Below are 24,782 nucleotides of genomic sequence, written 5' to 3' on the forward strand. Positions count from 1 at the left end.
GGTTTCGCACCGGCCGGGGAGGCTTTTTTCATGCCCGAGTCCGGGCGTGCGGGCCGACGACCGGCGGCCTCTCTTCCTCGGTCACTCCTTCGATGACCGCGATTACCACGAGGAGCACGTATGACCATGCAGACGAGCACGTGGCGGCTCGGCGACCTGACCGTCAACCGGATCGGGTTCGGCGCGATGCGCCTGACCGGCCGGGCGGCCTTCGGCGCCGCCGCCTCCCGTGACCGTGACCGTGACGGGGCGATCGCGGTGTTGCGGCGCGCGATCGAGCTGGGGGTCGACCACATCGACACGGCCGCGTTCTACTTCTCTGGGGAGCTGGCGGCCAACGAGCTGATCAGGCAGGCGCTGGCCCCGTACCCGGACGGGCTGGTCATCGCCACGAAGGTGTGGCCGGGCAGGGACGCGTCGGGCGAGTGGCACTGGGCCACGCCCGAGCAGTTGCGCGGCCAGGTCGAGGACAACCTGCGCGGACTCGGCCGCGACCACCTCGACGTGGTCAACCTCCGCGTCCCGCCGAGCCTGCGCGGCGGCTCGATCGCCGAGCACTTCGCCGCCCTGGCCGAGCTGCGCGACGCCGGGCTCGTCCGCCACCTGGGGGTCTCCAACGTCACGCTGAAGCAGTTGACGCAGGCCCAGTCCATCGCGCCGGTCGTGTGCGTGCAGAACGCCTTCGGCCCCGGCGCACCCGCCCGCGAACGCGAGCTGCTGCGCGTCTGCGGCGAGCGGGGCATCGCGTTCGTGCCGTTCTTCGCGATCGCCGGGTCCGGGCGGGAGGCGGGCGCCGCCGCGTCCGAGCACGAGAGCGTGCTGGCCGTGGCGCGGGCCCACGGGGTGTCGCCCGCCCAGGTACGCCTGGCCTGGACGCTCCGGCAGGGGCCACACGTCCTGGCCATCCCGGGCACCGGCGACCTCGCGCACCTCGCCGAGAACATCGCGGCCGGAGATCTGCGGCTCACCGACGACGAGACGGCCCGCCTCCAGGCCCTGGGCCAGGCGGGCGCCGCTGTTTGACCCCTTTGCCGGTGCTGCAGTAGTACTGGTCGGATGATCGAGCTACGCGCGTTCCAGCCCGCCGACGCCGCCACGGTCGTCTCCTGGATCGACGGCCCGGACACGCTGGTCACCTGGTCCGGCAGCGTCGGCTTCACCTGGCCCTTCGACGCCGGCCAACTGCTCGCCTTCCAGGCCGCCAACCCCACGCGCCGCCTCCTGGTCGCGGCCGACGCCGCCGGGAGCCCGGTGGGAAGCCTCACGTTGCGGCCGGACCCCGATCACTCCGTACGCCTGGGCCTGGTCCTGGTGTCCCCGGCCGCCCGTGGCAGGGGACACGGCCGGGCCATGGTCGAGGCGGCCCTCGGCGCCGCGTTCGCCGATCCCGGGGTGCCGCGCGTCACCCTGGGCGTCTTCGCCCACAACGGCGGGGCCAGGCACTTGTACGAGCGGCTGGGCTTCCGCCAGGAGAGCGTCGACGAGCGGGCCCACCAGGTCGGCGACCAGTGGTGGTCGTCGGTGTCGATGAGCCTGTCCCGCCAGACGTGGCGCGGAGAGTAGTCCGGTACGTCGAAACCGGCGCTTCGGCTCCGACCCGTGCTTGAGTCGCCCGATCCGGGGCACCGCGAAGGGTGAGGAGCCGAACGCCATGAAGTACCTGCTGATGATCTACACCAACCCGCGGACCTGGGGCCACCCGTCGTTCCTGCGCGCCGTGGAGGCCGAGACGATGTCGCAGGACGAGCACGAGGAGCTGAGCGAGCAGTTCGAGGCCCTGATGAAGGAGATCGTGGAGTCGGGCGAACTGGTCGGCGGTGAGGCGCTGGCCGCCCCGGTGCACACCAGGACCGTACGCGTGCGCGAGGGAGCGCCGGTCACCGCCGACGGCCCGTACGTCGAGGCCAAGGAACAGCTCGCGGGCTTCTTCGTGGTCGACTGCGAGAGCCCGGAGCGCGCGTACGAGATCGCCGCCCGGTTCCCGGAGGCCAGGTTCGCGGCCGTGGAGGTGCATCCGATCATGAACCTGTCGGCCCAGGAGATGTGACGGCGCCCGGGAGGGGTCGTCGTCACCTGGAGCGTACGCGGGCGGCGATGAGCCGGATCGCCCGGCGTACCACCTCGGCCTGCGCCGGGGCCAGGTCGTCGAGGAAGGGCTCGACCATCTCCGGATCCCACCGGGCGCCCGGGCCGAGATCGGCCAGCAGGTGCTCCATGCTGTAGTCGGCCAGCACCTCGGCGAGCGGACCGACGCGCGGGTCGCCTGGCTCGGCCTCGGCCAGTTCGTCGAGCCCGCGGTAGAACTCGTGCCCGCGCGCCCGCGCGCCGGGGTCGGCGGTCAGCCCGTCGAACATGGCCAGCACCCGTCCCCGATCGCCCGCGCCGGGCACGCTGTCCATCAGCACGAGCAGGTCGCGGTCCCAGGCCGCCGCCCTCGACGCGGGCACGTCGATGACCCGCAGGAAGGCCAGCAGGTCGGGCGAGGCGGTGTCGTCGAGGCCGAGCACGCCGTCCTCGGCCCGCTGGAGCACCTCGGCTAGGCGGGCCCGCTTCAGCCGGATCTCCCGCTCCTGCGCGGCCAGGTCGGCGTCGATCTCGGCGAGGATCTCGGGCAGCTCCCTGGAACGGTCGTCGTCGATGACGTCGCGCGCCTCGTCGAGGCTGAGCCCCAGCTCGACCAGCCGGCGGACGCGGGCCAGGGCGACGGCGTCGCGCATGCCGTATTCGCGGTAGCCGTTGGCCAGGCGCGGCGGCTCCGGCAGCACGCCCTGATGGTGGTAGTGCCGCACCGTCCGGGTGGACACCCCGAGCAGCGCGGCCAGCTCTCCGATCCGCATGCCCCAACGTTATGACGCCGACGTGGCGTCAGGGTCGGGTCAGGGACGCCGGGCTGAAACTCCGCGGGATTCTCCCGCGTCGAATAAATGAGTGGCACGGCCGCCGCACCCGCCATTACCGTCGACCATGTCGAAACACGGGAGGCGGACCCGATTCCGCCACCCACCAGATCCAGGGAAAGGCCAGTCATGCTGATCGCAGCCGCCGAACGCGGGCCGGAACGGCGTCTTCGCCGCCGCGCCGAGGCGCTCGGTCGAGCGCTGCCGGAGGAGGCTTCCGGATAATCCTCGCAACGGATTCATCCGAGGCCGCCGGGCAGCTCCTGGCGGCTTTTTCCTTGTCATTCGAGGGGCTGATGGTGAAAAGGCATCACACCTGCCTTGCAAGCAGGAGTTCGGGTTTCGAGATCCCGTCGGTCCACATGCCGCAGAAGCCGAACCGGTAAGGCAGCCGGCCTCCAACCGGCAGGACGGGGTTCGAGTCCCCGCTGCGGCTTTCCACGCGTCCGTGGCCCAATGGCAGAGGCACCGGCCTAAGGAGCCGGACGGTGCGGGTTCGAATCCCGCCGGACGTACGAACTCTCCCCTGGAGGGAGACGCGCCCCGTTGGTCTAGTGGTCAGGACGCCCGGCTTTCACCCGGGAGATCGCCGGTTCGAATCCGGTACGGGGTATTTCACCGGCCCTATAGCTCAATGGACAGAGCGCCGGCCTACGAAGCCGGGTCACGTGCAGGTTCGAATCCTGCTGGGGCCACTGCCGGGTAACTCCCGGAGATTGTGGCGGTCGGTTCGACTCCGTCCTTCGCGCGGCCGACCGCGGCGCGGCTTGACAGGCGCGGTGCGATGTGGGCGTAATGACCGTCGCGTCGCGTGTCGCCGGCCGGGAGGACGACGGAGGCATGGAGGCGTTCTATCAAGGGGGATGACGCCATGGCTACTCACACCATCGGTCGTGCCTGAGCACACCGCCCCCGTGCGTTATCCCATGCCTGCGGCGGTGTCGTAAGAGCATCCGCGCGCCTCGGCATGTCCGTGCGGGGTTTTCCAGGTCATCGGACACCCATCACGCCAGGAGCCACAGCTCAGCATGCCCAACACCTTCAATCAGCAGATCATCGACGAATTCCGTGCCAACCGGGGCCAGGTCGGCGGCCCGTTCGAGGGAGCCCGGCTGCTCCTGCTGACCACCGTCGGCGCCAGGTCCGGCGCCAGGCACACGACGCCGCTCGGCTACCTGCCCGACGGCGACCGCCTCCTCGTCATCGCCTCGGCCGGGGGCGCGCCGTCGCATCCGTCCTGGTACCACAACCTGCGCGCCAACCCGCAGGTCACCGTCGAGGACGGCATCCTCACCTACCAGGCCAAGGCGGTCGTGCTCGAGGGCGAGGAACGCGACCGGCTGTTCGCCCGCGCCGTCGAGGCGGACCCCGGCTGGGGCCGCTACCAGGAAAGCTCCGGACGCGTCCTGCCGGTGGTGGCGCTGCTGCCGATCGACGCGGGTCCGCCCGCCGGGCCCCTGGGCGACGCGCTGATCACCATCCACGACGCCTTCCGCCGGGAGCTGGCCCTGATCCGCGGGGAGGTGGCCGTCTCCGGGCCGCGCGTGGCCGCGCAGCTCCGCGTCACCTGCCTGACGATGTGCCAAGGGCTGCACGTGCACCACTCGCACGAGGACGCCGGACTGTTCCCCGCCCTGGAGGGTCGCTATCCGGAGCTGGCCGAGGTGATGGCACGGCTTCGCGCCGAGCACGAGGTGGTCGCAAGGCTGCTCGGCGAGCTGAAGGCGCTGCTCGCCGACGACGACGTCGCGCCCGAGGACCTGCGCGCCGGGGTGGACCGGCTCACCCGCGAGCTGGAGGCCCACCTGGACTACGAGGAGGAGCAGCTCGTACCGCTGCTGAACTGAGCGACGGCGGGGTGCCGCTGTGACAGCGCGGACAGGTGGGACGTATCCTGGAACGGCGTCCGGGCCCGGCGCCACACCTCACCCACCTGCTCCGCGCACTTTCCCATGCCGACGGCGGCGGGTTGCCGGTTGCCCCGTGGGACCCCGTACGAGCTGCCGCGCATCCCGCGCGCGATCGACGATTCTGCGATTCGCGAAAATTGGGGTGAAACGCTGCGGCGGTTTCGGACAGGTACATCGTGTCGGGTCCGTCGGATTGAGAGCAGGCAACACCGTGACACTCCATGATCGCAAACAGCGCTTCGAGGAGATCTACGTTGCCAACTACGCCGACATACTGGCCTACATCCGGCGGCGTACGGACTCCCACGACGACGCCGCCGACGCGCTCGCCGAGACCTTCACCACGGCCTGGCGTCGCCTGGACGACGTGCCCGGGGGACACGACGCGCGCCTGTGGTTGTTCGGCGTGGCCCGCCGCGTGCTGGCCAACGGCCGCCGGGCCGAGTCCCGCCGCAGCGAGCTGGTGGAGCGGCTGGGCGCCCAGCTCGCCCTCTGGGCGGAGTCGGCCGAGCCGTCCGACGATTTCGACGGCGTACGCGAGGCGTACGCGCGCCTGAGCGACGACGACCGCGAGGTCCTCGCGCTGGCCGGGTGGGAGGGGCTGGGCTCCGACGAGATCGCCACGGTGCTCGGCTGCTCGTCCGGCGCCGCCCGGTTACGGCTGCACCGGGCCCGCAAACGCCTGGCCAGGCAGTTGCAGACCGCGGGACTCGACGTGACCCGCATCGGCCTGCGCGCCGTCGCGCTGACGAAGGGGGCGATGTGATGCACGACCTCGACCGCCTGGTGGCCGGCATCGCGCCCGATCCCGGGCCCGGCCTGACCCCGTTGGCCGGGGACCTGCTGGAGGAGATCACCGCGCTTCCCGTTCCTCCGCCGCGGGCCGCGCGCCGCCGCTGGTTCGCCGTGCCGCGACTCCGCCGGTGGGCGGCCGTCCCGGTGCTGGCCCTGCTGACCGCTCTGCTGTCGTTCGGGGTCGCCCAGGCTCCGGCCTCCGCCGCGCTGGACATCGAACGCGACGGCGACCACTACGTGATCACGGTCAAGGACCTGCTGGCCGAGCCCGAGGTGTACGAGAGGGAGCTGCGGGCCCGTGGCCTGGACATCACGCTCCAGCTCTCGCCCACCTCCGCGAGCCTGACCGGTCAGATGTTCGTGCTGAACGACGTGGACCTGCTCAGGTCCGGGCGACCGGTGCCCGCGGAGGGGCCGATCACGACCATCGACTCCCCGCAGCCCTGCCCCCGGTGGGGCGGCTGCCCGATCGGCCTGAGGGTGCCGGTCGACTTCGCCAGGCGAGCCGAGGTCGTGCTCGGCCGGCGGGCCGCTCCCGGCGAGTCGTACCAGGTGCCGCCCGGCGTCGCCATGCCCGGAGAGCCCCTGCACTGCGTGGACTTCGTCAACCGGAGCGTCGCCGAGGTCACCGCGATGTTGCGGGAGCGCGACGTGCGGGCGAGCTACACCTCGGCGGGACAGGGCCTGCGGTGGTCCGCCCCCGGCGACTGGCGCGTCCACGACGGCGTGATGAGCGCCGACGGCCTGGCCCTCCTCCAGATCGGCCCCGAACCCACCACCACCGAGCGGCCGCCCGACCGGACCTGCTGACGACGCCAATCCGCTGACGGGGCCGGTCCGGGGCGCGGCGAGGGTTCTGCCGCGCGCCGGAGCGCCGCCGACGCGCGCCCGTAGCGCTTGCCGGTAGCCGTGCTGGTAGCCGTGCCGGTGCGCGCCCCCTGCCGCCGCCTCGCGGGTCGAGCCCGTCGCGCCGCCTCTCCGTGCGCGGCTGAGCCGCCACTTCACCCACCGCCGCGCGTTCTGTTTCGCATGCGCGGATTTCCCGCCGACGATCGGATCTTCCGTGCTCACAGACCTCCGGACGGCGCTGCCCTCGCCGCGCCGTCTCGCCGCCCTCGCGGACCACCGCGTCTTCGCCGTGCTGCTCGTGCTGGCCGCCGCCCTTCGGGTGGTGACGATGCTCGGCTACCGGCCCGCCACCCTCTACTGGTACGACTCCTTCACCTACCTCGACACCGCCGTGCACCTGGCGCCCTCGGCGACGTTCCACCCCATCGGCTACCCGCTGATGTTGCGGGCACTGCTGCCGTTCCACAGCGTGGAACTGATCGTGGCCGTGCAGCACGCCCTGGGCCTGGGCATCGGGATCATGCTCTACGCGGTGCTGCGCCGCAGGTCGCTGCCGGGGTGGGCGGCGTCGGTGGCCACCGTGCCGCAACTGCTCGACGCCTCGTTCCTGCGGCTGGAGCACGGGGTCCTGTCCGACACGCTGTTCATCTTCCTGGTCGTGGCCGGGCTGAGTGTGCTGCTGTGGTCGCCGCGGCCGTCGGTGCGCGCCTTCACGGGGGCGGGCCTGCTGTTCGCGGCGGCGGCGCTCACCCGGACGATCGCGCTGCCGCTGTTCCTGCTCGTCGTGCTCGTGCTGGCCGTCCAGCGGGTGGGTGTGCGCCGCCTGGCCGCGTTGTCGCTGGCCGGGGCGTTGCCGCTGGCCGGGTACGCCGCCTGGTACGCCCAGCACCACGGCCGCTTCGCCCTCAGCGGCGCCGACGGGGTGGCCCTGTGGGCGCGCACGATGACGTTCGCCGACTGCGCCCGCATCCAGCCGCCGCCGAAGCTGGCCCCGCTGTGCCCCAACGGCACCCGCGTGGACGCCGCCTCCGAATACGTCTGGGCCGCCGACGCCTCGCTCAACCGGCTGCCCGGCGACCGCTTCTCGCACAACGGCCTGGCCCGCGAGTTCGCGATCAGCGCGATCCTGGCCCAGCCGCTGGACTATCTGGGCAACGTCATACGCGACACCTCCATCGCCTTCTCCTGGACCCCCATCCCGCACCCCGACCGCACCACGCCCGCCTTCGGCTTCCGGCACGGCGTGTGGGGGCTGCCCGAGCAGCCGCTGGTGGACAAGGTGAAACGGGAGTACGACCCGGACATCCGGGCCCAGTCGTCGGTCTCGCCGTACGCCGACTTCCTCATCGCCTACCAGTACCCCGCCTACCTGCGCGGCCCGATGCTGGGCGCGATCCTGCTGCTCGGGGCGGCCGGGGCGGTGCTGCGCCCGCGTACGGCGCTGCTGCCGTGGGCGGTCGCGATGGGGCTGCTGGTCGGCCCGGTCATGGTCCTGGACTTCGACCACCGGTACGTGCTGCCCGTGATCCCCGTCGCCTGTCTGGCCGCCGCGCTCGCGCTTCCCAGATTTGGGATAAGGTCTCGCATGTGAGACAGAGGGATGACGTGGAGTCCAGGCTCGCCGATCGGCTGGCCGCGTTGCGGGTCGAGCGGGGCTGGTCGCTGGATGAGCTGGCGGGCCGTTCCGGGATCAGCCGCTCGACGCTGTCGCGGCTGGAGCGCGGCGAGATCAGCCCCACCGCGGCGCTGCTGGGCAAGCTGTGCGAGGTGCACGGCCGGACGATGTCGCGGCTGCTGGCCGAGGTGGAGTCGCAGGCGCCGCAGCTCGTGAGCGCCGCCGCGCAGCCGGTGTGGCGTGACGAGGAGTCGGGGTTCGTCCGCCGCTCGGTGTCGCCGCCCCACCCCGGGCTGCGCGGCGAGGTGGTCGAGGGCACGCTCAGGCCGGGGGCCGACATCGCCTACGACGCGCCGCCCGTGCCGGGGCTGGAGCAGCACATCTGGGTCCTGGAGGGGGCGCTGGAGATCACCGCGGACGGTCGCGCGCACACCGTGCGGGCCGGTGACTGCCTGCGGTTCCGCCTGTGGGGAGCCTCCCGTTTCCGCTGCCCCGGCCCGACCCCGGTCCGGTACGGGGTCTTCGTCGTCCTGCCCTGAGCCGTCACTCCTGGAGGGAAGTCCATGCACGCCATCGCCCGCCTGTCCGCCGAGGAGTTCGGCACCTGCGTCGAGGAGCTGGCCGACCTCCTGGTCGACGCCGTCGACGACGGCGCCTCGGTGGGGTTCGTGACGCCGTTCGGCCATGGGGCGGCCGAGGCGTGGTGGCGCGCTCAGGCGCCCGCCGTGGCAGCGGGCGACCTGCTCGTGTGGGTCTGCCGCGCCGACGGGGCCCTGACCGGCAGTGCGGTCGGGGTCGTCGGCCTCGTACGCGCGGGCAAGCCCAACGCTCGCCACCGCGGCGAGATCGTCAAGCTCATGGTCCGCCGTGACGCCCGCGGCCTGGGCCTGTCGCGCGCCCTGCTGGCCACCGCCGAGCAGACCGCGCTCGAGACCGGCATCGACCTGCTGCTCCTCGACACCGAGACCGGCAGCACGGCCGAGCACGTCTACCTCACCGGGGGCTGGACCCGCTACGGCGTCGTCCCCGGCTACGCGGGCTCCCCGGACGGCACCCCGCGCGACTGCAGCTTCTTCTACAAACGCCTCACCACCCGGGATGTCACAGGCTCTGCGTGAGCGCGTCCAGCTCGGCCAGCCGCCGGGCGGGCGACAGGCGGGCGGCCACGGCGACGAGCAGCAGCTCGGTCACGGCGATCTCGTGCGCGAGCGGCGCGATCGGCCCCGCGGCCTCGCGCGGCAGGCTGACCAGCACCTCGGCCAGGGCGGCGAGCGGTGAGCCCCAGGCGTCGGTGACGAGCACCACGCGGGCGCCCCGTCCGTGCGCGGCCCGGACGAAACGTTCGGTGGCGGGGGAGTAACGGCGGAAGTCGTAGGCCACCACCACGTCGGACGCGCCCAGATCCAGCACGGCACGGGCGCGGGCGGCGGCCGGCTCCGGCACCCGGTGCGCGCCGGGGCGCAGGCTGGCGAGCTGCCGGACCAGGTATTCGGCGGCCAGCTCACTCAGCGGCCCGCCCAGCGCCCACACACTCCTGGCCTCCGACAGCAACGCGGCCACCTGCGCGCCGAGCTGCCCGGAGACGACGGCCAGCGCCCCGTCCAGCCCGGTACGCAACTCCTCGGCCGCCCGCGACACCTCGTCTCCCGCCGACGCACCGGGCACGGACCCGGTGGACGAGGACGCGGTGGACGAGGACGCCGTAGACGAGGATGCGGTGGAGCCGGGCGCGCTGACGTACTCCAGCAGCCGCGAACGATCGCGCTCCCCGTCCCGCACGGCGGCCTGGAAGGCGGCGAAACCGGCGAACCCCAGCCGGTCGAACAGCCGCGAGGCCGTCGGCGGGCTCACCCCCGCCCGCTCGGCCAGCGCCCGCAGCGACCCCAGCGCCGCGAACGGATAGTCATCGAGCAGCACCCGCACCACCGCCCGCTCCCCGGCGGGCAGCTCCGCGTAGACGGCGCCGAGCCTGGCTGTCATCGCGTCGTTCTTCATCTGACAAATGTTACGCCATCTGACGGTTGTTTATTTCGGCGAAACAGATGTTACGTTGCTCGCATGACAACGTGGCATGGCTTGATCGACAGTCCGTACCGGCGCTGGTTGCCGGTCAGCTCCTCCACCCCGTCCGTCTCGCTCAACGAGGGCAACACCCCGCTGCTGCGCTCCGAACACCTGTCCGGCCTCACCGGGTGCGAGGTGTGGCTCAAGGTCGAGGGCGCCAACCCGACGGGCTCGTTCAAGGACCGGGGCATGACGGTGGCCGTCAGCCGGGCGGCGGAGGCGGGCGCCGGGACCGTCCTGTGCGCCTCGACCGGCAACACCAGCGCCTCGGCCGCCGCCTACGCCGCCCGCGCGGGGCTGGGCGCCGCCGTACTGGTGCCCAAGGGGCAGGTGACGCCGGCCAAGCTGAGCCAGGCCGTACGCTACGGCGCCGAGATCGTCGAGGTCGGCGGCACCTTCGACGACTGCCTGCGGGTGGCCCGCGAACTGGCCGCCCACCACCCCGTCGCCCTGGTCAACTCGGTGGGCAACGAGCCGCGCCTGGCCGGGCAGCGCACGGTCGCCTACGAGATCGTGGACGCCCTGGGCGGCGCGCCCGACGTGCACTGCCTGCCGGTGGGCAACGGCGGCAACATCACCGCCACCTGGGGCGGCTACCGGGTCTACCGCGAGGCGGGCCGGTCGGCGACGCTGCCGCGCCTGTGGGGGTTCCAGGCGGCCGGGGCGGCCCCGTTCGTGCACGGCGCGCCCGTGCCCGAGCCCCGTACGGCGGCCGGAGCGATCAGGATCGGCCACCCGGCCACCTGGGACGGCGCCATCGCCGCCCGCGACGAGTCCGGCGGCCTGATCGCCGCGGTGAGCGACGAGCAGATCTTCGCCGCCTACCGCATGCTGGCCCGCCACGACGGCGTCTTCGCCGAGCCCGCCGCGGCGGCCGGGGTGGCGGGCCTGCTCGACCGGCACGCCAGGGGCGAGCTGACGCCCGGCCTGCGCGTCGTGATCACGCTCAGCGGCAACGGGCTGAAAGACCTCGACGCCTCCCTGCGCGACGGCCACACCGCCACCAAGACCTCCGCCGTCACGGCCGACGTGGCCCGCGCCCTGCGCCTGGCCGCCTGACCTTCCCGCGCCACCCGGCCCGCTCGCCCGACCCGTCCCAGATGCCTGCCCAACCTTGACGACCGGCCTGCCCGGACGGCCAGGACCGGCGCCGGAGCCCCCTCCACCGGCTCTCCGCCCCTGCCCGACCGCGCCCCGACGGCCGAGGACTACGATCCCGGCAGGAAAGGATCGCCAAGGCGCCCCCGCCCGCCCGCCGTGGCGGGAACGACGCGAAAGGCCGGTATCGATCGCCCTCAGATGATCGGAGCCAATGTTGTGGGATACCTCCATGCCTGAGCGCGGGCGTCGTGGTGTGGGATCGACTCCATGAAGGGATCGGCTCCATGAAGGACGAAGGGAAACAGCGCGGCAAGCTCGCGACGCGGACCCTGGCGAGGGTGGCCGTGTTCGCGGCGCTGATCGCGGTGCTCGGCCTGCCCGGCTCACTGAACGTCTTCGGCAACGCGGTCCCGATCACGTTGCAGACGCTGGGCGTCATGCTGGCGGGGGCGATTCTCGGCTCGTGGCGGGGCGCGCTGGCCGTCGTGGTGCTGCTCGTGCTGGTGGCGGCGGGCCTGCCGCTGCTGGCGGGCGGCCGGGGCGGGCTGGGCGCGTTCACCGGGCCGTCGGCCGGGTTCCTGCTCGGCTGGGTCCCCGGCGCGGCGGTGACGGGCTGGCTCGTCGAGCGGGCGGGCCATCGGCCGAGCCTGCCGTGGCTGCTCATGGCCTGTGTGGTGGGCGGCATCGGGGTGATCTACCTGATCGGCATCCCGGTGCAGGCGCTGGTGACGGGTGCGCCGCTCGGCGCGACGGCCCTGATCAGCGTCGTGTTCCTGCCCGGCGACCTGGCCAAGGCGGTGCTGGCCGCGGTGGTGGCAGGGGGCACGCAGCGGGCCTACCCCGACGCGGTGCCCGCCGTGCACCAGGAGCGCGTACGCACGGGCCGGGGGCGTTGACCTGCCGATGCCCGTAGCCGCACATGTGTTGTCGCACGCCGCCACCCGCCCCTCGCGGGTGGCGGTGCGCGGACCCGAGGGCGAGCTGACCTACGCCACGCTCGCCGACAAGATCCACGATGCCGCCCGCCACCTACGCGGCCGCGGGATCGGCCCCGGCGCGCTGGCCGCGGTCGGCCTGGCCGACCCGGTCGAGCTGCTCGTCGCCGCGCTGGCGGCCGACCTGGCCGGGGCGACGCCGCTGGTGGGCGGGCACACCTGGGACCGCGAACGGTGGGCAGGGGTCACCGCCCCGCTGCGCCCCGACGTCCTGATCGACCGGCCGCTGCCGCCGGCGCCCGGCCCTCCCGTACGCCGCCGGGCCAGACCCGAGGATCTGGCCTGGGCCTGCTTCAGCTCGGGCAGCACCGGCCGCCCCCGCGCGATCGTGCGCACCCGGGCGTCGTGGACGGCCTCGTACCCGCATCTGAACGCGCTGACCGGCATCGGCGCCGACGACGTCGTGCTGGTGCCCGGCCCGCTGGTCTCCTCCCTGTACGCCTTCGCCGCCCTGCACGCGCTGGCCACCGGCGCGACGGCCGTCGTCCCCGGGCGCTGGCCCGGCGGCGCGCTGACCGCCCACCTGGCCGGCGCGACCGTCGTGCACCTGGTGCCGCACCGGCTGCCCGACGTGCTCGAACACCCCGGGTCGCTGCGGGTGGCCGTGGTCGGCGGGGCGGCGCTGACGCCGGGCGCGCGGCAGGCGGCCGATCGGGCCGGGGTGCGGGTGGTGGCGTACTACGGGGCCTCCGAGCTGTCGTTCGTGGCGGTGGACGCCGACGGGGGCGGGCTGCGTCCCTTTCCCGGCGTCGAGATCGAGGTGCGCGACCTGCCGAGCGGGCGGCACGAAGGGCTCGGAGGGCTCGGGGGGCGGCTGGGCGAGGTGTGGGCGCGCTCGCCCTGGCTGGCCGAGGGCTACCTGGGCGACGCGGCCGGGCCGCTGCGGCGCGACGGCGACGGCTGGGTGAGCGTGGGCGACGTCGCCGAGCCGTACCGGGACGGGCAGGTGCTGCGGGTGCGGGGGCGCGGCGACGGGGCGATCCAGACCGGCGGGGCGACCGTCGTGCCCGAGGACGTGGAGGCGGTGCTGCGGCGGGTGCCCGGTGTGGGCGACGTCGTGGTGGTTGGGTCGCCGCATCCGTCGCTGGGCGCGGTGGTGACCGCGATCATCGAGACCGGGGTCACCGGGACCGGGCAGCCGGCGCCGCCGCGCGCGTTGCTGGAGGCCACGGCCAGGGGCGGGCTCGACGTGGCGCAACGGCCGCGCCGCTGGTACGCGGTGCCGAGCCTGCCGCGCACCCCCACCGGCAAGCCCGCGCGGGCGGTGGTGGCGGGCTGGCTGTCCGACGGCTTTCCCGGCATCAGCCGGCTGTCCTGACATGGGCGACTTCGGCATGCGCGACTCCAACAGGACCGACTCCAACAGGACCGACTCCAACAGGACCGACTTCGGCAGGACCGACCTCGGCAGGGGTGGCCTCGGCAGGGGCGACCCGGGCCGGCTCGATCCGGGTGCGCCGGTCGTGGTGGCGGCGCGGCGTACGCCGATCGGGACCGCGGGGCACGCCTTCAAGGAGCTGACGGTCGACCGGCTGGCCGCCCCCGTGCTCGCGGCCGTCGCCGCCGAGCTGCCGGGACGGCGGGTCGACGACGTGGTGCTGGGCAACTGCATGGGCCCGGGCGGCAACGTGGCCCGGGTGTCCGCGCTGGCCGCCGGGCTCGGGCACGAGGTGCCGGGGCTCACGGTGGACCGGCAGTGCGGCAGCGGCCTGGCCGCGATCCTGGTGGCCGCCCAGGCGGTACGCGCGGGCGAGGCGGACCTGGTGATCGCCGGAGGGGCCGAGAGCGCCTCGACCGCGCCGCGGCGGACGTTCCCGGGCTCGCGGACCCCTTATGAGCGGGCTCCGTTCGCCCCCGACGGCCACCCCGACCCTGACATGGGCCCGGCGGCCGAGGCGCTGGCGGCGGCGTACGGCATCGGCCGCGACCGCCAGGACGCCTACGCCTGCCGCAGCCACGCCCGCGCCCTGGCCGCCCGTGCCGCGGGCCGGTTCGGGGAGGAGATCGTCCCGGTCGGCGGCCGGGCCGACGACCAGCGCCCGCGCCCGCTGCGGGCGGCGTCGCTGGCCCGGCTGCCCGCCGCGTTCGTGGCGGACGGTACAGTGACGGCCGGTAATGCGTCCCCGGTCAGCGACGGCGCCGCGGCGGTGGCCGTCGTGCCCGAGCGGCTGCGCGCGGGCCTGCCGGGGATGCGGCTGGTGGCCGGGGCCGTGGTCGGGTGCGATCCGGCGCTGCCCGGATGGGGGCCGGTGCCCGCGGTGCGGCGGGTGCTGGCGCGTACGGGGGTGGGCATGGAACGCGTCGCGGTGGTGGAGATCGTGGAGGCGTTCGCGGCGCAGGTGCTGACCGTCACCGACGCGCTCGGGCTCGACCCGCTGGGCGCCGACGCCGATCGGGTGTGTCCCGACGGCGGGGCGCTGGCGCTGGGCCATCCGTGGGGGGCCACGGGGGCGGTCGTGGTGGCCAGGCTGTTCAGCGGGCTCGTTCGCGCCGCCGCCCCGCCGGGGACGCTGGGGCTGGCGGCGGCCGCGGTCGGCGGCGGGCTCGGCGTGGCCGCCCTGTTCGAGGTGGTCTGAGAAGTGATCGAGTTCGCCGACGTGCACGTCCGGCTCGGCCGGCGTGACGTGCTGCGCGGCATCACGGCGTCGCTGCCGGAGCGCCGCGTGGGCGTGGTCGGCGCCAACGGCTCGGGCAAGAGCACGCTGGCCCGGCTGGTCAACGGCCTGGCGCTGCCCACCTCGGGCAGCGTCACCGTGCTGGGCATGGACACCCGCCGCGACGGCGGCCGGATCAGGCGCGGGGTCGGCTTCCTGTTCACCGACCCCGACGCGCAGATCGTGATGCCGACCGTGGCCGAGGACGTCGCCTTCTCGCTGCGCCGCAAGAAGCTGGCCCGCGCGGAGGTGGAGCGCCGGGTGGGGGAGGTGCTGGCCCGCTACGGCCTGGCCGATCACGCCGACCATCCCGCCCACCATCTGTCGGGCGGGCAGAAGCAGCTCCTGGCACTGTGCTCGATCATGGTGCTGGAGCCGGACCTCCTGGTCATGGACGAGCCCACCACGCTGCTCGACCTGCGCCACTCGCGCCAGGTGGCGGCCCTGCTGGACGAGATGCCGCAGCAGGTGCTCGTGGTCACCCACGACCTGCCGCTGCTGGCGGGCTTCGACCGGGTGCTGGTGCTCGACGAGGGCCGCGTCGTCGCCGACGGCGCTCCGGCCGAGGCCGTCGCCCACTACCGCGCGCTCATGGCGTGACCGGCGTGAACAGCCTGACCGGCGCGTACGTCCCCGGCTTCTCACCGCTGCACCGGCTGCCGGCGGGCGTCAAGCTGGCCGGGCTGGCGGTGGCCTGCTCGGTGCTGGTGCTGCTGCGCTCGCCGTGGGCCCTGGCCGGGGCGGCGGTCGTGGTGGCCGGGCTGTACGCACTGGCCCGGGTGGGCGTGGCGGCGGCCTGGGCGCAGGTCAGGCCGGTGCGCTGGTTCGCGGTGGTGTTGTTCGGGATGCAGTTCGCGTTCGCCGGGCTGGACGGGGCGGTGACGACGACGCTGCGGGTGGTGCTGGCCGTGGCGCTGGCGGGGCTGGTGACGCTCACCACCCGGGTCTCGGACATGATGGCCGCGCTGGAGCGGTGCCTGTCACCGGCCCGGTTCGTCGGGCTGGACCCGTTGCGGCTGTCGTTGCTGCTGTCGCTGACCGTACGCAGCGTGCCGGTCGTGGCGGAGCTGGCCACGCGGGTGAGGGAGGCGCAGCGGGCCAGGGGCGTCGAGCGCAGCCTGCGCGCCTTCGCCGTGCCCCTGGTGGTCAGCTCACTGCGGCACGCCGACGCGCTGGGGGAGGCGCTGAGCGCCCGTGGCCTCGATGACTAAGGTTTGACTTATATAAGCAGGCCCTGAAATACTCGGGGCCGTGCACGCATTCGATGTGCTCGGCGATCCGGTCCGCCGCAGGATCCTGGAGCTGCTGGCCGACGGCGAGCAGAGCTCCGGCGAGGTCACCGCCGTCATCCAGCGCGAGTTCGGCATCTCCCAACCGGCCGTCTCCCAGCACCTGCGGGTGCTGCGCGACAACGGGTTCGCCAGCGTGCGGGCCGAGGGCACCCGGCGGCTGTACGCCGTCGAGCCGGGCCCGCTGCAGGAGATCGATCTCTGGCTGGAGCGGTTCCGCGGCTTCTGGGGCCCGCACCTGGACGCCCTGGCGACGGAGCTGGCCCGCGGCAAGCGCCGGCGCCGCATGGAGAGCGAAAGAGAGAAGGACACCCGATGAAGATGATCGACGAGCTGAACCGGGCTCATCGCGAGCTGCTCGACGGCACGCGCAAGGCCGTCGTGCTGAGCCGCCACTACGACGCCGAGGTCGAGGACGTGTGGCAGGCGTGCACCGACTCCGATCGGCTGAGCCGCTGGTTCCTGCCCGTCAGCGGGGACTTCCGGGTCGGGGGCTCGTACCGGATCGAGGGCAACGCGCACGGCGAGATCCTGCACTGCGAGCCGCCGAGCCTGCTGCGGATCTCGTGGCTGTTCGGCGAGAACCCCGGCTTCTCCGAGGTCGAGGTGCACCTGTCGGCCAAGGACGGCGGCACGCTGTTCGAGCTGCGGCACACGGCCGAGGTGCCCGAGGAGTTCTGGGGGCAGTTCGGGCCCGGCGCGACCGGCGTCGGCTGGGACCTGGCGCTGCTGGGCCTGGCCCTGCACCTGTCGGGCGGCGAGAAGTCCGACGAGGCCACCTTCCACCTGACCCCCGAGGGCCGCGCGTTCATCACGGCCAGCGGCCAGGCGTGGGGCCAGGCGCACCGGGCCGCGGGCGGCAGTCCTGACGAGGTCGCCGCCGCCGTCGCCAACACCACCGCCTTTTACGCACCCGAGTAGGAGTCCCGTTCCCGATGCCACAGAAGATCACCACGTTCCTCATGTTCCAGAACGGCGACGCCGAGGAGGCGATGACCTTCTACGTGTCGCTGTTCGACGACGCCGAGGTGGTCGCCGTCGAGCGCTACGGCCCGGGGGAGCAGGGGGTGCAGGGCTCGGTCAAGCACGCCACGTTCCGGCTGGCGGGTCAGGACTACATGTGCATCGACAGCGCCGTCAGGCACGAGTTCGGCTTCACGCCGTCGATGTCGCTGTACGTCGGGTGCGACAGCGAGCAGGAGCTGCAGCGCCTGTACGACGCGCTGGGCGAGGGCGGCCAGGCGCTGATGCCGCTGGACTCGTACGGGTTCAGCACGAGGTTCGGCTGGGTCAACGACCGCTTCGGCGTCTCCTGGCAGCTCAACCTCCCCTGAGAGGCGGGCGGCGTACCCCCTGGGTAGGGTGGGTGAGTAACCGCTTACCCACCCTTGGAGGGAGCCATGAGGATCACGGTCTTCGGCGCCAGCGGCGGCACCGGCCTGGAGCTGCTGCGCCAGGGGCTCGACCGCGCCCACCAGGTCACCGCCGTGGTGCGAAGGGCCGATCGCCTGCCCGCCGAGCTGCGCGAGCGCCTGGACGTCGTGGAGGCCGACGTGATGGACCCGGCCGCCGTCGCGCCCGCCGTTCGGGGCCGCGACGCCGTGCTGAGCGCGCTGGGCTCGCGCGAGCGCGGCCCCACCACGGTGCAGACCGGCGGCATCGGCTCGATCCTGACCGCCATGCGCGGCGCGGGCGTGCGCCGGCTGCTGACGGTCGGCGCCGCGGGCATGGTGGCCGACGCCGGCGACGGCCCCCTCACCCGGTACGTGCTCAAGCCCCTGGTCATCCAGCGCCTGTTCCGCCACAGCTACGCCGACCTGGCCGAGGCCGAGCGCCTGCTGCGGGCGAGCGAGACCGACTGGACGATCGTCAGGCCCGCCCGCCTGACCGACGCCGGCCGGACGAACCGCTACCGCACGGCCCTCGACCGCAGCGTCCGGGGCGGCCTCAGCACCACCCGCGCCGACCTGGCCGACTGCCTGCTGGAGCTGATCGCCGACCGCACGTCGGTGCGGCACGTCGTCTCGGTGGCCTCGTGACCGCTGCCGCTCACGACTTCAGGAAGTGCAGCACCGCCAGCACCCGGCGGCTGTAGCCGGTGGCGTGCGACAGGCCCAGCTTGTCGAACAGCGAGTTGACGTGCTTTTCCACCGCGCTCTGCGAGACGTGCAGCTCCTGGGCGATCGAGGCGTTGGTCAGGCCCTGGGCCATGCGTTCCAGCACCTCGCGCTCGCGGGCGGTCAGCCGGGCCAGCGGGTCGACCTGCGTCGTGCGGGCCAGGAGCTGCCGCACCACCTCCGGGTCGAACGCCGCCCCTCCGCCGCCCACCCGTTCCAGCGCGTCGAGGAAGTCGCCGACCTGCGCCACCCGGTCCTTCAGCAGGTAGCCCACGCCCGACACGTCCGAGCTCATCAGCTCGGTGGCGTAGCGCTTCTCGACGTACTGCGACAGCACCAGCACCTTGACCGACGGCCAGCGGCGCCGGATCTCCAGCGCCGCCCGCAGCCCCTCGTCGGTGTGGGTGGGCGGCATGCGCACGTCCACCACCACGATGTCCGGCAGGTGCGCCGCCACCGCCGACACCAGCGCCTGCCCGTCGCTGACGGCCGCCGGCACCTCGTGGCCCTCCTCCAGCAGCAGCCGCACCAGGCCCTCGCGCAGCAGCGTGGAGTCCTCGGCCAGGATCACCCGCACGGCAGCACCGCCGTGATCGTCGTGGGGCCGCCCGACGGGCTGCTCACCTCGAACCGGCCGTCCAGCGCCGCGACCCGGCGGGCCAGGCCCGACAGGCCCCTTCCCGAGGGCTGCGCGCCCCCGCCGCCGTCGTCGCGCACCCGTACGAGCACCGCCGCGTCCTCCCCGCCGTCCTGGATCTGGTGCACCTCGACGGTGATGTGCGTGGCGCCGGCGTGTTTGGCGGCGTTGGTCACCGCCTCGCACACCACGAAGTACGCCGCCGTCTCCACCGCTCGCGGCGGACGTTCGCGCAGCCGGCAGAGCACGGCGACCGGCACGCTGGAGCGTTCCGCGACGCCCGCCAGCGCGTCGTCCAGCCCGAGCGAGTCGAGCCCGCTGGGGTAGACCCGCCAGGCCACCTCGCGCAGCTCGGCCAGCGCCTGCTGCGCCTCGTGGTGCGCCTGCTCCAGCAGCTCGGGACGGCCCCGCCGGGAGCGGCCGATGAGCATCGACAGCGCCACGAGCCGCTGCTGGAGGCCGTCGTGCAGGTCGCGCTCGATCCGGCGGCGCTCGGAGTCGACGGCCGCCACGATCCCGGCGCGGCTCTCGGCCAGCTCGGCGATCCGGCGCTGGAGCGCCGCGGTCGGGTCGGGCCCGAGCAGGTGCCGGGCCAGCCTCCGTTCCACCGTCCGCACCCCTACCAAGCCCGACAGATCCAGAAAAAGCAGGACAAAACAACCCACGGCCAGGTACGCCACCAGCGGCGGCGCCGGCCACATCCCGTCGAACGACTCGCCCCGCACCCACGCGGCCACGAGTTGGGCCACCATCGCCGCCCCGACGACCAGGAGCGCGAACACCAGCCCGCCCAGCACCCCGAGCGGCACCCGCGCGGCCAGGTAGCGCACGACCCTGCCGCCGGGCTCGGCCGGGTCAAGCGCGTCGAGCGAGGCCGGGTCGAGCCGCAGGCGGCGGGCCTCGAACCGGGCCAGCCGCCGCGCCGCCGCGGCGACGTTCGGATTACCCAGGAACGGCAGCGTCAGCAGCAGGAACACCAGCTCGGCCAGCGCGGTGACGGCGCCCAGCACCACCGCGCCCATGGCCGCGCCCACCAGGCGCGCTCCCTCAGCGGCGACTCCCATGCCTCCCCTTGCGCCGCTCGGCCAGCCGGACGCCGACGAAGACCACGACCGCCAGCACGACGATCGCGATCACCACGTTGGTGCCGACGCCGACGTATGCCTCCACCAGCTCCCAGTTTTCGCCGAGCAGGTAGCCGGCCATCACGAAGATAGTGTTCCAGATGAGGCTGCCGGCCGTGGTCAGCAGCGTGAACGGGAGCAGCGGCATCCGCTCCACCCCCGCGGGCACGGAGATGAGGCTGCGGAAGATGGGGATCATCCTCCCGAAGAACACGGTCTTGCGGCCGTGGCGCTGGAACCACGCCTCGGTCTTCTCGATGTCGGAGAGCTTGACCAGGGGCAGCTTGGCGGCGATCGCCAGCGTGCGTTCGCGCCCGAGTAGGGCGCCCACCCCGTACAGCGCCAGGGCGCCGACCACGGAGCCGAGCGTGGTGAAGACGAGCACGTCGAGCAGGTCCATCGAGCCCTTGCTGGCCGTGAAGCCGGCCAGCGGGAGGATCACCTCACTGGGCAGGGGCGGGAAGAGGTTCTCCAGCGCGATCGCGATGCCCGCCCCGAGAGCCCCGAGGCTCTCCATCAGTCCAACCAGCCAATCAGTCATGGGGATAAGGCTATGGAAGATCGGCATAAGCGGGGAATGAGGAGGCTGCCCGTTCTCAGACTGTGGTAAACCACACCCTCACGTACCGTACACTGTACGGCCGTGAGCTCTATGACGGACCTGGCCCGGCACCCGGCAGTCTTCCAGCCCGGCGACCCGCCCCGAACCGGGCACGTCGCCTTTCTCGACCCCGACGGTGAGAGTCTCCTCACCGTGGCCGAGCGGCGGGAGGACGGCACACTGGGCACCCGCAGGGCCCCGGCCACCCTCATCCCGGTCGGCACGGCCGTGGCGGGCCTGGCCAGGGCCCGCATGGACCCGCTGGCGCACCCGGCCGCCCGCTTCTGGGGAGCGGCGGCGCTGGTGGCCCTGCAGCTCGTCACGCGCGGGCGCATCCTGCCCGGCCTCTCGCCCGCCGAGCACGACTCCTGGCGGGCCGGGCCGCTGGACACCGACGACGTGCGGCGCGTACGCGAGCTGGCCGCCGCCATGCCCGCCACCGCCCGCGCCGTCCCCGCCGACGCCCCCATCGAAGGGGAGCCGCTGCTGCCCGACGCGGAACCGCTGCTGCGGGCCTTCCTCGACGCCGTGGCCGACGCCATGCCGCGCTCGCCCGGCGCCGTACGCGCCACCGGCGCCACCGCCTACGCCGCCGCCGCGCCCGTCAAGGTGCCCCACCTGCGCCGCTGGGCCGAGGAGGTCTCGGCCGGGCTCGACTCCGGGGTGCGGCTGTCGCTGCGCGTCGAGGCCGACGACCCGGCCGCCGCCGAGTTCCGCGCGGTCGTCCAGCTCCACAGCCTGGCCGACCCGTCCCTCGTGGTGGACGCCGCCGACCTGTGGCGCGGCGAGGAGCACAGGCGCGGGCAGGCGCTCGGCGCCCGCGCCAGGATCGAGGCCACCCTCGCCGTACGCCGGGCCGCCCGCGCCTGGCCGCGCCTGGAACGCCTGCTCGACAGCGCCGTGCCCGACGAGCTGACCCTCTCCGACGGTGACGTGGAAGAGCTGCTCGCCGGAGCCGTCGACCGCCTGGCCGCCTCCGGGGTGGACGTGCACTGGCCCAGGTCGTTCGTCCGCGGCCTCAGCGCCCGCGCCGTCATCGGCGAGCGCGACGCCGCACCATCCGACCTGCCCTCCTTCCTCGGCGGCCAGCACCTGACCAGCTTCGACTGGCAGCTCGCGCTCGGCGGCGAACGCCTGAGCGCCGCCGAGATGGACCGCCTGGCCGAGGCCCACCGCCCCGTGGTACGCCTGCGCGACCAGTGGGTGCTCATCGACCCCGCCCTGGCCCGCAAGGCCCGCCGCCGCGACCTCAAGCCGCTGACCGGCATCGAGGCGCTGGCCGCGGCGCTGACCGGCACGGTCGAGGTCGAAGGGGAGGACGGCCGGGCCGAACAGGTGCCCGTCGAGCCGACCGCCTGGCTGGACGAGCTGCGCGAGCGCCTGTCCGAGCCCGCCGACGCCGCCCCGCCCGACGGCCTGGCCGCCACCCTGCGCGACTACCAGCTCGCCGGGCTGCGCTGGCTGGTCAGGATGACCTCGCTCGGGCTCGGCGCCTGCCTGGCCGACGACATGGGCCTGGGCAAGACGATCACGCTGATCGCCCTGCACCTGCACCGCGCCTCGGGGGCCACGCTCGTGGTCTGCCCCGCCTCGCTGCTGGGCAACTGGGAGCGCGAGATCACCCGGTTCGCGCCCGGGGTGCCCGTGTACCGCTACCACGGCGGCAGCCGGGCCCTGCCGGAGGAGGGGGCGCAGGAGGGGTTCGTGCTCACCACGTACGCGACCATGCGCCTGGACGCGGGCCGCCTGGCAGAACAGCCCTGGGGCCTGCTGGTCGCCGACGAGGCCCAGCACGTCAAGAACCCCGCCTCCGGCACCGCCAAGGCGCTGCGCGAGATCCCCGCCGCCGCCCGCGTCGCCCTGACCGGCACCCCCGTGGAGAACAACCTGTCGGAGCTGTGGGCCATCCTCGACTGGACCACGCCGGGGCTGCTCGGCCCGCTCTCCCGGTTCCGCGCGCGCTGGGCCAAGCCGGTCGAGTCGGGCGACCGCGAGGCGGCCGAGCGGTTCGCGCGGCTGGCCGGGCCGTTCCTGTTGCGCCGCCGCAAGAGCGATCCCGGCATCGCGCCCGAGCTGCCGCCCAAGACCGAGACCGACCGGCCCGTCCCGCTCACCCCCGAGCAGGCCGGCCTGTACGAGGCGGTGGTCCGCGAGAGCATGGCCCAGATCGCCGGTGCCGACGGCATGGCCAGGCGCGGGCTGATCGTCAAGCTGCTCACCGGGCTCAAGCAGATCTGCAACCACCCCGCCCACTACCTGAAAGAGGCCGGGCGGCACCTGCCCGGCCGCTCCGGCAAGCTGGAGCTGCTCGACGAACTCGTCGACACCATCGTCGCCGAGGACGGCGCGGTGCTCGTCTTCACCCAGTACGTCGCGATGGCCCGCCTCCTGGAACACCACCTGACCGGCCGCGGCGTGGCCACCCAGCTCCTGCACGGCGGCACTCCCGTCGCCCGCCGCGAGGAGATGGTGCGGCGCTTCCAGGACGGCAGCGCGCCGGTGTTCCTGCTGTCGCTCAAGGCCGCCGGCACCGGCCTCAACCTCACCCGCGCCGACCACGTCATCCACTACGACCGCTGGTGGAACCCGGCCGTGGAGGACCAGGCCACCGACCGCGCCTACCGCCTCGGCCAGACCAGGCCGGTGCAGGTGCACCGGCTCATCGCCGAGGGCACGATCGAGGACCGCATCGCCCAGATGCTCGCCGCCAAGCGCTCGCTCGCCGATGCCGTGCTGGCCTCCGGCGAGGCCGCCTTCACCGAGCTGACCGACGCCGAACTCGCCGCCCTGGTGGAGCTCCGATGACCGCCTCCGGTAAGTCCGCCGCCCGTGGATTCGCCGCGTTCGCCCCGCAGCGCGCCGGCGCCCGCTTCGCCACCTCCTGGTGGGGCCGCGCCTGGGTCCAGGCCGTGGAGGACACCTCTCTCGACCACGTCCTGCTGCGCAAGGGCCGCGCGTACGCCAAGACCGGCCAGCTCGGCCCCATCACGGTCAGCCCCGGCCGCATCGCCGCCGTCGCCGAGAGCGAGTACGACGTCGTCGTCCGCGTCGAGCAGCTCACCGACGCCGCCTGGGAACGCTTCCTGGACCAGGTCGCCGCCAAGGCCGGGCACATCGCCGCGCTGCTCGACCGCGACATGCCGCACGAGCTGGTCGAGGCCGCCGAGGACGCCGCCGTGCCGCTGCTGCCGGCCGTCGGCGACCTGGAGCCCGAGTGCTCCTGCCCCGACTGGGGTCACCCCTGCAAGCATGCCGCCGCCCTGTGCTACCAGGCGTCGTGGCTGCTGGACGCCGACCCGTTCGTGCTGCTGCTCATGCGCGGGCGGGGCGAGGGCGAGCTGGTCGAGGCGCTGCAGGAGCGCGACGTGCCCACCGCTGTGCCCACCGCTGTGCCCGCTGAAGGGTCCGCTGGAGGGGAGGCCGTGGCGCCGTCCGGGACGCCGGCCGGCGTGGCGTTCGCGGCCGGGGTGCCGCCGCTGCCGCAGCCGCCGCCGTACGACGTCGTCTACACCGCGCCCGCCCTGCACCCCGCTCCCGGCCTCGACCCGGCCGCGCTGGCGGTGCTGGCGGCCGCCGCGGCCGCGCGGGCCCGCGAGCTGCTGCTGCGCGGGGAGCTGCCGGAGCTGACCGAGCACCAGGACCGCGTGCGGCTGGCCGCCGAGCACGATCTCAGCCCCGGCCCCGGCTCCGAGGCCGCCGTGCAGGCGTGGCGCTACGGCGGCGCACAGGCCCTGGAGGTCCTGGAACACTCCTGGACGCCGCCCAGCCGCGACCTGGCCAGGGCGCGGGCGCTGCTGGAGTCCGGCTGGGAGGGCGAACGGCCGCCGCCCGTCGAGGCGTGGCGCAACCGCTGGACCCTCGGCTCCCGGCAACTGCGCTACGGCCGTGACGGACGCTGGTACCCCTTCGTCCTCCGCGAGGGCGAGTGGTGGCCCGCCGGACCGCCGGAACGCGACCCGTCCGCCCTCCTGGCGTGAGCGCCCCGCGCGGGTGCGTCGGGGGGCGGCCCGGCGGGCGCGTGGTCGCCGACGCCCGGCGCGGATTGAGCGGGCGGCGTAAGGGGTAGGCCCGGCAAGGCGTGTGACCTGCGAAAAGTCACTCAGTGTGGCGGCGGGTGCGGAAGTCGGACGACCC

At 74.0% G+C, this 24,782-nt stretch carries 26 protein-coding genes and 5 tRNA genes; 26 read left to right on the forward strand and 5 right to left on the reverse strand.

The annotated features are described in order from the left end of the window. The first annotated feature begins 120 nt into the window (after positions 1 to 120). The 3 genes from ACZ6S0_RS44310 (at position 121) to ACZ6S0_RS44320 (ending at position 2,047) form a co-directional block, all read left to right on the forward strand. On the forward strand, positions 121 to 1,023 hold the full coding sequence (locus ACZ6S0_RS44310) for an aldo/keto reductase (protein ID WP_465925504.1): 903 nt from the start codon (positions 121 to 123) through the stop codon (positions 1,021 to 1,023). A gap of 33 nt (positions 1,024 to 1,056) precedes the next feature. After that, a complete protein-coding gene (locus ACZ6S0_RS44315; RefSeq protein ID WP_465925506.1) occupies positions 1,057 to 1,563 on the forward strand; it encodes a GNAT family N-acetyltransferase in 507 nt (168 codons plus the stop codon). Positions 1,564 to 1,651: 88 nt separating this feature from the next. Next, positions 1,652 to 2,047, forward strand: a complete 396-nt coding sequence (locus ACZ6S0_RS44320) for a YciI family protein (RefSeq protein WP_465925508.1) — start codon at positions 1,652 to 1,654, stop codon at positions 2,045 to 2,047. A gap of 22 nt (positions 2,048 to 2,069) precedes the next feature. Here ACZ6S0_RS44320 and ACZ6S0_RS44325 read toward each other — a convergent pair whose 3' ends face one another. Then, complete coding sequence (locus tag ACZ6S0_RS44325) at positions 2,070 to 2,837, reverse strand: MerR family transcriptional regulator (protein ID WP_465925510.1); 768 nt, start codon at positions 2,835 to 2,837, stop codon at positions 2,070 to 2,072. Between the two features lie 350 nt (positions 2,838 to 3,187). On the opposite strand from ACZ6S0_RS44325, the gene ACZ6S0_RS44330 reads away from it, so the two are divergent. The 11 genes from ACZ6S0_RS44330 (at position 3,188) to ACZ6S0_RS44380 (ending at position 9,184) form a co-directional block, all read left to right on the forward strand. Then, positions 3,188 to 3,258, forward strand: a tRNA-Ala gene (locus ACZ6S0_RS44330). Positions 3,259 to 3,261: 3 nt separating this feature from the next. Then, positions 3,262 to 3,333 (forward strand) — tRNA-Gly (locus ACZ6S0_RS44335). 6 nt (positions 3,334 to 3,339) lie between these two features. After that, positions 3,340 to 3,412, forward strand: a tRNA-Leu gene (locus tag ACZ6S0_RS44340). A gap of 25 nt (positions 3,413 to 3,437) precedes the next feature. Beyond that, positions 3,438 to 3,510 (forward strand) — tRNA-Glu (locus ACZ6S0_RS44345). 7 nt (positions 3,511 to 3,517) lie between these two features. Beyond that, positions 3,518 to 3,592, forward strand: a tRNA-Arg gene (locus ACZ6S0_RS44350). Positions 3,593 to 3,925: 333 nt separating this feature from the next. Then, complete coding sequence (locus ACZ6S0_RS44355) at positions 3,926 to 4,744, forward strand: nitroreductase/quinone reductase family protein (RefSeq protein WP_465925512.1); 819 nt, start codon at positions 3,926 to 3,928, stop codon at positions 4,742 to 4,744. 274 nt (positions 4,745 to 5,018) lie between these two features. Then, positions 5,019 to 5,573: an RNA polymerase sigma factor gene (locus ACZ6S0_RS44360; RefSeq protein WP_465925514.1), complete on the forward strand. Its 555-nt coding sequence runs from the start codon at positions 5,019 to 5,021 to the stop codon at positions 5,571 to 5,573. Then, the gene (locus ACZ6S0_RS44365; protein ID WP_465925516.1) at positions 5,573 to 6,412 is read left to right on the forward strand and encodes a hypothetical protein; all 840 of its coding nucleotides are present in this window, start codon (positions 5,573 to 5,575) and stop codon (positions 6,410 to 6,412) included. The genes ACZ6S0_RS44360 and ACZ6S0_RS44365 overlap by 1 nt, the downstream gene beginning before the upstream one ends. Positions 6,413 to 6,665: 253 nt before the next feature. Beyond that, complete coding sequence (locus tag ACZ6S0_RS44370; protein WP_465925518.1) at positions 6,666 to 8,042, forward strand: hypothetical protein; 1,377 nt, start codon at positions 6,666 to 6,668, stop codon at positions 8,040 to 8,042. Beyond that, entirely contained in the window at positions 8,039 to 8,605 is a 567-nt protein-coding gene (locus tag ACZ6S0_RS44375) for a helix-turn-helix domain-containing protein (RefSeq protein WP_465925520.1), read from the forward strand. Before ACZ6S0_RS44370 ends, ACZ6S0_RS44375 begins: the two co-directional genes overlap by 4 nt. 24 nt (positions 8,606 to 8,629) lie before the next feature. Beyond that, complete coding sequence (locus ACZ6S0_RS44380; protein ID WP_465925522.1) at positions 8,630 to 9,184, forward strand: GNAT family N-acetyltransferase; 555 nt, start codon at positions 8,630 to 8,632, stop codon at positions 9,182 to 9,184. Here the strand turns inward: ACZ6S0_RS44380 and ACZ6S0_RS44385 are convergent. Next, positions 9,168 to 10,061, reverse strand: coding sequence for a MurR/RpiR family transcriptional regulator (locus tag ACZ6S0_RS44385; RefSeq protein ID WP_465925524.1), 894 nt, complete (start codon positions 10,059 to 10,061; stop codon positions 9,168 to 9,170). The two genes, ACZ6S0_RS44380 and ACZ6S0_RS44385, sit on opposite strands and share 17 nt — an antisense overlap. A gap of 63 nt (positions 10,062 to 10,124) precedes the next feature. Between ACZ6S0_RS44385 and thrC the strand changes: the two genes are divergently transcribed. The 10 genes from thrC to ACZ6S0_RS44435 all read left to right on the forward strand — a co-directional run bounded on the left by thrC (position 10,125) and on the right by ACZ6S0_RS44435 (position 18,208). Continuing rightward, positions 10,125 to 11,189 carry a threonine synthase gene (thrC, locus tag ACZ6S0_RS44390; protein ID WP_465925526.1) on the forward strand — a complete coding sequence of 355 codons (1,065 nt, stop codon included), beginning with the start codon at positions 10,125 to 10,127 and terminating at the stop codon, positions 11,187 to 11,189. A 326-nt stretch (positions 11,190 to 11,515) separates the two neighbouring features. Beyond that, entirely contained in the window at positions 11,516 to 12,127 is a 612-nt protein-coding gene (locus ACZ6S0_RS44395) for a biotin transporter BioY (RefSeq protein WP_465925528.1), read from the forward strand. Between the two features lie 7 nt (positions 12,128 to 12,134). Continuing rightward, positions 12,135 to 13,544, forward strand: a complete 1,410-nt coding sequence (locus ACZ6S0_RS44400) for a class I adenylate-forming enzyme family protein (RefSeq protein WP_465925530.1) — start codon at positions 12,135 to 12,137, stop codon at positions 13,542 to 13,544. Position 13,545: 1 nt separating this feature from the next. Next, complete coding sequence (locus tag ACZ6S0_RS44405; RefSeq protein ID WP_465925532.1) at positions 13,546 to 14,802, forward strand: thiolase family protein; 1,257 nt, start codon at positions 13,546 to 13,548, stop codon at positions 14,800 to 14,802. Between the two features lie 3 nt (positions 14,803 to 14,805). Continuing rightward, positions 14,806 to 15,480: an energy-coupling factor ABC transporter ATP-binding protein gene (locus ACZ6S0_RS44410; protein ID WP_465925534.1), complete on the forward strand. Its 675-nt coding sequence runs from the start codon at positions 14,806 to 14,808 to the stop codon at positions 15,478 to 15,480. Positions 15,481 to 15,485: 5 nt separating this feature from the next. Next, positions 15,486 to 16,091, forward strand: a complete 606-nt coding sequence (locus tag ACZ6S0_RS44415) for an energy-coupling factor transporter transmembrane component T family protein (protein ID WP_465925536.1) — start codon at positions 15,486 to 15,488, stop codon at positions 16,089 to 16,091. A gap of 40 nt (positions 16,092 to 16,131) precedes the next feature. Next, complete coding sequence (locus ACZ6S0_RS44420) at positions 16,132 to 16,488, forward strand: ArsR/SmtB family transcription factor (protein ID WP_344875843.1); 357 nt, start codon at positions 16,132 to 16,134, stop codon at positions 16,486 to 16,488. After that, positions 16,485 to 17,090 carry an SRPBCC family protein gene (locus ACZ6S0_RS44425; RefSeq protein WP_465925538.1) on the forward strand — a complete coding sequence of 202 codons (606 nt, stop codon included), beginning with the start codon at positions 16,485 to 16,487 and terminating at the stop codon, positions 17,088 to 17,090. The genes ACZ6S0_RS44420 and ACZ6S0_RS44425 overlap by 4 nt, the downstream gene beginning before the upstream one ends. A 14-nt stretch (positions 17,091 to 17,104) precedes the next feature. After that, entirely contained in the window at positions 17,105 to 17,503 is a 399-nt protein-coding gene (locus ACZ6S0_RS44430; protein ID WP_465925540.1) for a VOC family protein, read from the forward strand. Positions 17,504 to 17,569: 66 nt separating this feature from the next. Continuing rightward, positions 17,570 to 18,208: an NAD(P)-dependent oxidoreductase gene (locus ACZ6S0_RS44435; RefSeq protein ID WP_465925542.1), complete on the forward strand. Its 639-nt coding sequence runs from the start codon at positions 17,570 to 17,572 to the stop codon at positions 18,206 to 18,208. A gap of 10 nt (positions 18,209 to 18,218) precedes the next feature. Here ACZ6S0_RS44435 and ACZ6S0_RS44440 read toward each other — a convergent pair whose 3' ends face one another. Genes ACZ6S0_RS44440 through ACZ6S0_RS44450 form a run of 3 tightly spaced genes read right to left on the reverse strand, consistent with a single transcriptional unit; the run spans position 18,219 to position 20,588 of the window. Then, positions 18,219 to 18,863 carry a response regulator gene (locus tag ACZ6S0_RS44440; protein ID WP_465925544.1) on the reverse strand — a complete coding sequence of 215 codons (645 nt, stop codon included), beginning with the start codon at positions 18,861 to 18,863 and terminating at the stop codon, positions 18,219 to 18,221. Continuing rightward, positions 18,854 to 19,987 (reverse strand): sensor histidine kinase, encoded by a 1,134-nt coding sequence (locus tag ACZ6S0_RS44445; RefSeq protein WP_465925546.1) that lies wholly within the window; start codon positions 19,985 to 19,987, stop codon positions 18,854 to 18,856. The genes ACZ6S0_RS44440 and ACZ6S0_RS44445 overlap by 10 nt, the downstream gene beginning before the upstream one ends. After that, positions 19,971 to 20,588 (reverse strand): DedA family protein, encoded by a 618-nt coding sequence (locus ACZ6S0_RS44450; RefSeq protein WP_465925548.1) that lies wholly within the window; start codon positions 20,586 to 20,588, stop codon positions 19,971 to 19,973. Before ACZ6S0_RS44450 ends, ACZ6S0_RS44445 begins: the two co-directional genes overlap by 17 nt. 111 nt (positions 20,589 to 20,699) lie before the next feature. Here ACZ6S0_RS44450 and ACZ6S0_RS44455 point away from each other — a divergent pair, with 111 nt between their 5' ends. Both ACZ6S0_RS44455 and ACZ6S0_RS44460 read left to right on the forward strand, forming a co-directional pair. Next, complete coding sequence (locus ACZ6S0_RS44455) at positions 20,700 to 23,453, forward strand: DEAD/DEAH box helicase (protein WP_465925625.1); 2,754 nt, start codon at positions 20,700 to 20,702, stop codon at positions 23,451 to 23,453. After that, positions 23,450 to 24,625, forward strand: coding sequence for an SWIM zinc finger family protein (locus ACZ6S0_RS44460; protein WP_465925550.1), 1,176 nt, complete (start codon positions 23,450 to 23,452; stop codon positions 24,623 to 24,625). The genes ACZ6S0_RS44455 and ACZ6S0_RS44460 overlap by 4 nt, the downstream gene beginning before the upstream one ends. Positions 24,626 to 24,782 lie beyond the last annotated feature (157 nt).

The organism is Nonomuraea sp. NPDC051298, assembly GCF_055586305.1.